Annotated in this window: 9 protein-coding genes; 2 read left to right on the forward strand and 7 right to left on the reverse strand. The window is 47.0% G+C overall.

The window, feature by feature from the left end:
- The 7 genes from ACYVTD_RS08210 to ACYVTD_RS08240 all read right to left on the reverse strand — a co-directional run.
- The coding region (locus ACYVTD_RS08210; protein WP_461247291.1) for a hypothetical protein at nt 1-238 on the reverse strand (238 nt) is incomplete at its 3' end.
- 78 nt (nt 239-316) lie between these two features.
- Nucleotides 317-1,525, reverse strand: a complete 1,209-nt coding sequence (locus ACYVTD_RS08215; protein ID WP_461247292.1) for a carbohydrate ABC transporter permease — start codon at nt 1,523-1,525, stop codon at nt 317-319.
- A 7-nt stretch (nt 1,526-1,532) separates the two neighbouring features.
- On the reverse strand, nt 1,533-2,510 hold the full coding sequence (locus ACYVTD_RS08220) for an ABC transporter permease (protein ID WP_461247293.1): 978 nt from the start codon (nt 2,508-2,510) through the stop codon (nt 1,533-1,535).
- Between the two features lie 103 nt (nt 2,511-2,613).
- A complete protein-coding gene (locus ACYVTD_RS08225; RefSeq protein ID WP_461247294.1) occupies nt 2,614-3,747 on the reverse strand; it encodes a diacylglycerol/lipid kinase family protein in 1,134 nt (377 codons plus the stop codon).
- A 40-nt stretch (nt 3,748-3,787) separates the two neighbouring features.
- The gene (locus ACYVTD_RS08230; RefSeq protein ID WP_461247295.1) at nt 3,788-5,167 is read right to left on the reverse strand and encodes a xylulokinase; all 1,380 of its coding nucleotides are present in this window, start codon (nt 5,165-5,167) and stop codon (nt 3,788-3,790) included.
- A gap of 1 nt (nt 5,168) precedes the next feature.
- Nucleotides 5,169-5,765 carry a tRNA (guanosine(46)-N7)-methyltransferase TrmB gene (gene trmB / locus ACYVTD_RS08235; RefSeq protein ID WP_461247296.1) on the reverse strand — a complete coding sequence of 199 codons (597 nt, stop codon included), beginning with the start codon at nt 5,763-5,765 and terminating at the stop codon, nt 5,169-5,171.
- Nucleotides 5,766-5,826: 61 nt separating this feature from the next.
- Nucleotides 5,827-6,489 carry a hypothetical protein gene (locus ACYVTD_RS08240; RefSeq protein ID WP_461247297.1) on the reverse strand — a complete coding sequence of 221 codons (663 nt, stop codon included), beginning with the start codon at nt 6,487-6,489 and terminating at the stop codon, nt 5,827-5,829.
- A gap of 125 nt (nt 6,490-6,614) precedes the next feature.
- On the opposite strand from ACYVTD_RS08240, the gene ACYVTD_RS08245 reads away from it, so the two are divergent.
- Nucleotides 6,615-6,887 carry a co-chaperone GroES gene (locus ACYVTD_RS08245; RefSeq protein WP_461247298.1) on the forward strand — a complete coding sequence of 91 codons (273 nt, stop codon included), beginning with the start codon at nt 6,615-6,617 and terminating at the stop codon, nt 6,885-6,887.
- 23 nt (nt 6,888-6,910) lie between these two features.
- Nucleotides 6,911-7,841: SH3 domain-containing protein (locus ACYVTD_RS08250; RefSeq protein WP_461247299.1), on the forward strand; the 931-nt coding region annotated here is incomplete at its 3' end.

The following is a 7,841-nucleotide window of genomic DNA, read 5'->3' on the forward strand; positions in this document are numbered from 1 at the left end:
CGGTGTTTTCCGACCAGCGTCCAACTGGAACAAAGGTAACGTCGATGTTAAGATCTTTCTTTACCTTTTCCTTAATCCAGTTCGTCCACGCGTTATTATGCGCGGGCGTTCTTCCGCCATCCGAACCGCGGTCAAATACTTCCACGGTAAGTTTTCCCGTTACGGGAAGTGCGGCCTGCGCGAAAACAAACGATGATGCGATTAACAACGCGGCCAAAGCTAATACGATTCTTTTCATTTTTTCCTCCAAAAAATAAAATATTTGATTTATGTCTATATTACTCCTTATGAGCATTATAGGCAATAATCCATAAATTTAACCCTTTACCGCTCCAATGGTTACACCTTTAATAAAGTAACGCTGGAGCCACGGGTATATTATAAGGATAGGAACGGTCGCGAACATAATTGCCGCCGCCTTAATAGCGTCGGAAGCCCTAGGCACGTTGCCCGAAACCATTTCTACCGTTGTTACGTCGATAGACGTAGTGTTTTGAATTAACTGCCAAAGTTTTAATTGGATGGGAACCCATTGCGGCGCCGATTTTATGTATAACAGCGCGTCGGAAAACCCGTTCCAGCGGCCTACGGCGTAGAAAAGGGCGAGGGTAGCCAATACCGGCGCGGACAGCGGAAGGTAAATCCGTATCAATACCGTAAACGGATTCGCGCCGTCCAATTCCGCGGATTCGCGCAAACTGTCCGGGATTCCAAAGAAGAAACTACGAAGGATTATCATATTAAACACCGAAAGGCAGTTGGGGATAATCAGGACCAAGGGATTGTCAAGAAGCCCCATGTTTTTCATCAATATGTAGTTTGGTATTGTTCCGGCGCTGAAATACATCGTAAATATAATTATGGTATTTATTAACATCTTTCCTTTTAGATTATCATAAGTAAGCGGATAAGCGCACAGTATGGTCATTGTAAGGGAAACTAATGTGCAGATAACGGTAAGAATAGCCGTCCACCACATCGATCTTGTAAACGCGGGATCCATAAAAACGTATCTGTACGATTCCATCGTTATTCCGTATTTAAATTTGTTTTTTACGGCTTCCCTTTGGGCGACCCATTCGCTGTATTCCTCGTCGCTTTGCTCGTCGTTCTGCGAGCTAGAGCCGGCCGAATAATCATAAGACGAATCTTCGTCTTCGCCATAAACGTACTCTTCCGCGTCCTCATAAACATATTCTTCTGCGTCCTCGTAAACGTATTCTTCCGCGTCTTCATAAACATATTCTTCGGCGTCTTCATAAACGTACTCTTCATAATCATCATCGTAAGAAAAGGCGGTTTCTTCGCTATCAGTCCATGCGTAATTTTCCGGTTCAACAGCCGACGCGTTTTCCTTGTTAATGACAGGTAGAAAAGACACCTTGCCGTTTATAACAGCGTCGGAACTGCTTAAAGATTGCGCAAGAAGGTTAATCATAGGTAAAATACAAAGCAATATTACGACCACGCATATTAAGAAAACTACTAAATCGCCGGTGCTGGATCCTTTTTTCTTGATGCTCATACAACCCCTACCAAATTCCCCGTTCGCCGAATTTCTTCGCGAAAGAGTTGGCGGCGACAAGGAAAATTACGCAAATGACGGATTGGAATAATCCGACCGCGGCGGTTAATGAAAACTGGTTTGACAAGATACCGACGCGGTATACAAGGGTGGAAAGAACGTCGGCTACATCCCTTACCACGCGGTTTGCCATAGTATAGGGACGGTCAAATTCGCTTCCTAAAATACGCCCGATGTTCATTATTAATAGGACTACGATGGTCGATCTGATTCCCGGCAGGGTAATATGCCACAATTTCCGCCAACGGCCCGCGCCGTCAACTTCCGCGGCTTCGTATAATTCAGGGTTGATTCCGGTAATAGCGGCGAGGTATATAATCGTTCCCCAGCCCATTTCCTTCCAAACTCCGAAAACTATGTAAGTCATAACCCATCTTCCGCCGTTCATTAAAAAGTCGATGGGCTTCATGCCGAAATGTTCGGCTATGAACACGTTAATTACGCCGTTTGTCGGCGCCAAAAGCCTTGTGGCTATGCTCGAGACTATGATCCATGATATGAAGTGCGGAAGATAGATGATGGTTTGTGTTAATTTTTTGAAGGTTTTAAAAACAAGTTCGTTTAAGATAAGCGCGAGGATGATAGGAGCCGGAAAACCTACTATTAAATCCAGTAAATTAAGCGTGATGGTATTGCGCATCGCAAGCCAAAAATCGCTTCTGTTAAAAGCCTGTTTAAACCACTGAAAGCCAACCCAAGGGGAGCCTTTGGACCAAACACCTTGGAATATATTGTAATCCTTAAAGGCGATTACGATGTTTGTCATGGGAATGTACCTGAAAATTATGAAAAACGAAATTGGAAGGAGAAGCATAAGATAAAGAACCCATGTGCGCTTTATATAACTGTAAAAATCGGCTTTTAATATATTGGGTTTTACCATGTAATGATTTCCATTTCCTTTAATAAATTTGCCGTAACTCATCTATTCTATATTGAATAATAAACATTGTCAATATATAAAAAACGGCCCAAAAACCGCTTTTTTATTGGTTTTGAGCCTTAAAATATCCGGTTTTCAAGTACCCCTACGGTTTATTAATTTTCAACAGCGGAATAATTGGCGCGGTAAGCTCAATCGAAGCGGGAAAATCCTTGCGTTCAAGAAGCACGGCTTCCCCGTCCATCTGCGCGAGCAGGGGATACATCGCGGAAAATTCCACTTTGCGGGCGGTAAACAGCATGGATTCAGGCTTGTTGATATGCTCGCCCGTTCTAAAAAGGCCTTTCAGCGCGATTTTTCGAAACATGGACATTTGCCTGACGGCGCATACGTTACGGTCGTCGGGAAGGATTTTATTGCCCGACCCATAAGTGCGATGCCCCGACGCGCCTACCGCAATGAGCAGTAATTTTTCGCGGAAAGAATTAATTTCCTTGCCTTTTTCGTTGAACACTTTTACGTCCAAATAATCGACTTTATAAATCCTGTCGTAGAAAAGCGCGGCGATGTCCACCCAAAGTTTGTATGAATCGCCTGGAAGCCCCACCTTCATCTTGTTGGTCATGTGTGTAACAAAAGCGTCAAGTCCCGCCGAAAGAATGTTAAACGCAAGAAACGGCCCTTTCGCGCGCGCCGGTCCGTCTTGCGCCGTAACAAGGCGAAGAGCCGGCGAATACTCCACTTTTACCGGTTTTATCAATAGGTCAAGCGCGCCTTCCAACTCTGGCGCGTCCGCTCCGTCGTTGCCCGTTCCAAGGGGCAGGCGTACAACCGCCGCTGAAGAACGGAATTGTGGCGGCGCGTCGTGGAGCGCGGAAAGAACTTCCCAACTTGTTCCGTCGCCGCCCGCGCAGATTATCAACTGAAAAGGCGGACTGCTCTCCTTCGACGCCATAAAGTTGTCAATTACGGCTTTGGTTATCTCTCCCGCGTGCCCTGATTTTCCCGTCAGAACCGCGCCGCAATCGGGAAGCGAACCCGCGCCTATTTTCCCGTTTTTGGCGATAACGGAAGGTTTTACGTCGCGGCGAAGCGTATTTGCCTGCGCCTTTTGGCGGTACTCTTCCATAACGGCGCTGTGTTTTTTCCATCTTTTGCGGATGGTAAACCCGCCCGACACGGGATTCACGATAATCGTGTACTCCACCCTACGCCCCGCGGCCACTTTGGTATGGAGGCATATCTCGGCAAGCGTCTTGGTAAATGACTCTATTTCCATACCCTATTGTGTACCAAGAACTGGGAATTTTCAACAAAAATTATTTCTTGTATTCCAAAAATAGCTCTTTATACAAATCCGCATTCTTTGGGTTTGGATCATATGTTTTATCGGTTTTTACCATTACGGAAGAGGCTTCGGTTAAGGACGCGTACTTGCCCTTAAAGCACGAGCCTGTAATCGCGAGGCCCAACAGCTCGGTTTCCTTTTGCATGGGAGAAAGCACCTGCTTTCCGGTTATATCGGCCTTTATCTGATTAATGCTATCTATGCCGGAAAGACGGCCTGTTACGCGCAAATTCTCGACGTGGACGCCGTTTGTTTCCATAACGCCGATTACGTCCCTGATGGCGAAGGCGATTCCCTCAAGTACGGAATTGGCGAACTCGGCCCTTCCACTAGAAAGGCCTATGCCGCGCCACAGGGCGCGCGCGTTGGGATTCCAGACGGGGGCGCGCTCTCCCGCTAGATACGGGACAAAGACAAGGCCGCCGGAGCCGGCTTTGCTCTGACGCGCGAGGGCAAAAAAATCGTCGAAACTTTCAAGCCCCATAAAATTTTTGCACCATTCTATCGCCTTGCCGGTGGTATTTATCGTGCCGGATAAATTCCAATACGGCTTTACCGGGTGGCCGTAAGACATTAACCGCTTGTCCAGAACCCTGTCTTTAGTGCAAAGATTTATCCCGCCGGAAGAGCCGGTGCGGTCGCACGCATGGGAAGGTTTGACCACTCCGCTGCCGGTAATCGCGGAGAAAAAATCAGGCCCGTCCGTTATTACGGGAATATTTTTAGGAAGGGCGAAATATTCGGAAGCTAAAGGCGTAATTTTCCCGAACGCGTCTCCGGGACTTATAAAAGGGGGAAATTTTGCCGCGTCCAAGTCCAATTTTTCAAGGACGGAATCGTCCCAAAACCAGCGGTCAAAGCCTTCAGACGGGAAAACCGTGCAGGCGGAGCCGGTCAGCGCGTACGCGAGATATTCGGGAACGCCGAGAAATGTTTTTGTTTTTTGATATAGTTGGGCTTCCTCGTTCTTTATCTTCAGTATTTTAGGAAGGAAAAAACAGGCGTCTACAAAACCGTCCATTACGGCGGATACTTCTTCCTGGTACTTTACCGCGCTTCGATCCAGCCAAAACCTCGTCTTGTCAGCCGGAACTTCCAACCCGCCGCTTCCTATCTTCGGCTCGCCCAAAACCGGCACAAGGCTTGGCCCGTTCCCGCTTATGACGACAGCTTCGACTTTCGCGGTATTCCCTAATTTCAAACAGCAGTCCTTAAACGCCTTTATCCACTGGGAACAGTCCGCGTTAGCGTCAACTGAAAGGGGAAAAGACGCGAAAGACAGGCGGTTTCCGTCATAATCAAAAATTGCGGATTTAAGGCTGGAAGTCCCTATGTCGGCCGTAAGCAGCATGTTAATCCCCCCTTATAAAAAATAATTCACTTATTTTATGATCTTTTGCAAGACCTTTCTGCTCGAATTTTGTTTTGGGCCGCCAGCTTTGCGGTTCGGCGAAACCGTTATAGGCGTTTTTCAGCGAAGGACAGGAAGAAAGCGCGTCAAGGGCGCAGACGGCGTAATCTTCCCAATCGGTCACCATGTACAAATAGCCGCCGGGTTTAAGGCGGCAGGCGAGCGTATGGGTAAAAGGATTTTGAATAAGTCTGCGCTTGTTGTGCCTTTTTTTCGGCCAGGGATCGGGAAAAAAGACGTGTATCGCGTCAAGTGAATTTTCTGGAATCATTTTTTCAGCTACCGCCGCCGCGTCGTATTCGATAATCCTGATATTTGCAAGGGAACGCTTTTCAATTTCCCATAACAGTTTCCCTATGCCGGGACGATGAACCTCCACGCCCAAATAATTTTTCTCGGGGTGTGTTTGGGCGATTTGGGCTGTGGCAAGACCAGAACCAAAACCGATTTCAAGGGTAACGCCAGCGGAGTTCCCGAATATGCCGGGAAAATCAAGCTTGTCTTCGGAAAAAGGAATTATATATTTTTCAGATAACAAACCGTAGGCTTTTTTTGCGCGTCCGTAAAATGGCCTTTTCTTATCACAAAACTTTTAAGCATTATTTGACGGGAATTACGTTTGTAAAGGCGCTATAATAATACGCGGGATCGTCCGCCCAAAGCGCGGCTGTCGCGGCCGCCTGCGGAAGGTTTAACTGGGAAACGGAGCCGGATAAAGACTGCAAATCTACGGTAGAGATATAATTTCCCGCCTTGTCATAACAGACCAGACGGTTGCTCGGCCATTCGGATTTAACCGTATACATTCCGTTTTCAATTTGAAACACGGGGAAAGGATGGGAAACAGTAGCGTCGTAAGTGAATGTACGCTCCCCTTTTTCGCCGCCCTTGTTTACCAGCACGGCGCGGTATACGCCCCGTGGAAGGGATCCTTCCTGAATCGTAATGCTTCTGGAGCCTATCCACGTCTTGTTATCCTGTACAAAACTGACCCATTCGTCGTTTCTAATTTTCCATCGAAGCTGTTCTTTGTCGTTATACAGGTACAACTCGTCAAGGTTTTCAAGCCCGTCCTCGTCTTCGGCTATGACAAAAAACGAAAAATGCTCGACCGGCCCGGATTCCCCTTCGTAAAGCACCAGATTGATAAAACCGTAGGAAATTTCAGGTTGTGATGTGGAACAGGAGGCAAATAGAACGAAAAAAACCGCAAATACGGCGGAAAAAACGGCTAATTTTACGGTTTTACTTATAAAATTCATATCTTACCTATATTATAAGCCGAATTTCCCGGAATGTCTATGTCCGCGTGAACCGCGCTATTGACGAAAATTCGCGATTTTTATATATTTTATTCAATTAAAGTTAATAACTACGGAGGATTAAAATGAAGGTAAAACCTTTGGCGGACAGGGTAATGGTCAAACTGGAAAAGAATGAGGCAAAAACGGCCGGAGGAATTATTATTCCAGACACAGCCCAGGAAAAAACCCAGCAGGGTGTAGTTGTAGAAACGGGGCCGGGGACGGAAAAAGATCCTGTCCTTGTTAAAGCCGGCCAGAAAGTCATGTACGACAAATACGCCGGATCTCAGGTGAAAATAGACGGAGAGGAACATCTTATCCTCAGAATGTCAGACATTATCGCGGTTATCGAGTAACTTTAACCTTTCGTGTGGTTAGTGTGTTTCGTGGTAAATTTTCTTCTTATTTATTTTTAATCGCGCTAATCTCTCTCTATCTCTCATCATGTTCAAAACTTGGATACGGGGTCTTGCTGTGGTCTACGGAAGACCCCGTCATTTTATCTGGAACCATACTGCCTGTTTACATCAAATCGAACATTGACAAGGTGTGGGTCGTAGGCGTTCCGGAAGCGAGCAGGATTGACAAAAAAAGCAACAAGATCGAAATACCCCTTGCCCAGCTTTATTTCGCGGGAAGCAAGAAAAAGTCGAAAGCCATTGCCGCGCAATTCGCATATTACGCGCCAATCTCCGCCGAGAATTTACAGGACGGGCTTCCCACCCGCGACACCCCCGACAACAGCGCGCGGCGCGTATACAAGTTACGGACGGGGGAAATAATCAAAGTTCTGGACAAGGTTGACGGTATCCCGCCGATAAGCATGACGGGGGATCCGTTGCCGGGCGACTGGTTCAAAGTGCTAACTCAAAACGGCATTACGGGTTACTGCTTTTCTTTCAGGTTAAAAGTTTTTAACCATTATGAAGGGCCGGTTCAGGCCGTCAGAGGCACGCGGGTTGAAGCGGCGCCCGATCCCGATCTCGACATGGTCCTATCAAAAAAATGGTCGCCCGATTCTTATCTGCAGATGATAAACGCCCAGCGGATAAACATAAACGAACTGGAAAAAAATTACCGCTTTGATCCCGGGCAGGATACCGGCATTGCCAGAATTATTTTGCCGGACATGGAAAAAGAGTTTGTCTACGAAGGGATAATTCCGGACGGGGAACGCTCGTGGCTTTTTGAAGGAACCGTCCTGCAGATGAGTCTTCGCACGAATAATTCCCTAGCCGTCCAATTTATGGAAAGCACGGGTTTAAAGCGCACCCTCCTGTTTGTCGCCCTCACCGCCGACGTGGAAGACC

This window comes from Treponema sp. R6D11, assembly GCF_054786075.1.

What these genes read in the sequence shown, in the direction of transcription:
- ACYVTD_RS08215 (WP_461247292.1), bottom strand. Translation starts at nt 1,525, where the DNA reads ATGAGCATCAAGAAAAAAGGATCCAGCACCGGCGATTTAGTAGTTTTC.
- ACYVTD_RS08220 (WP_461247293.1), bottom strand. Translation starts at nt 2,510, where the DNA reads ATGAGTTACGGCAAATTTATTAAAGGAAATGGAAATCATTACATGGTA.
- ACYVTD_RS08225 (WP_461247294.1), bottom strand. Translation starts at nt 3,747, where the DNA reads ATGGAAATAGAGTCATTTACCAAGACGCTTGCCGAGATATGCCTCCAT.
- ACYVTD_RS08230 (WP_461247295.1), bottom strand. Translation starts at nt 5,167, where the DNA reads ATGCTGCTTACGGCCGACATAGGGACTTCCAGCCTTAAATCCGCAATT.
- ACYVTD_RS08240 (WP_461247297.1), bottom strand. Translation starts at nt 6,489, where the DNA reads ATGAATTTTATAAGTAAAACCGTAAAATTAGCCGTTTTTTCCGCCGTA.
- ACYVTD_RS08245 (WP_461247298.1), top strand. Translation starts at nt 6,615, where the DNA reads ATGAAGGTAAAACCTTTGGCGGACAGGGTAATGGTCAAACTGGAAAAG.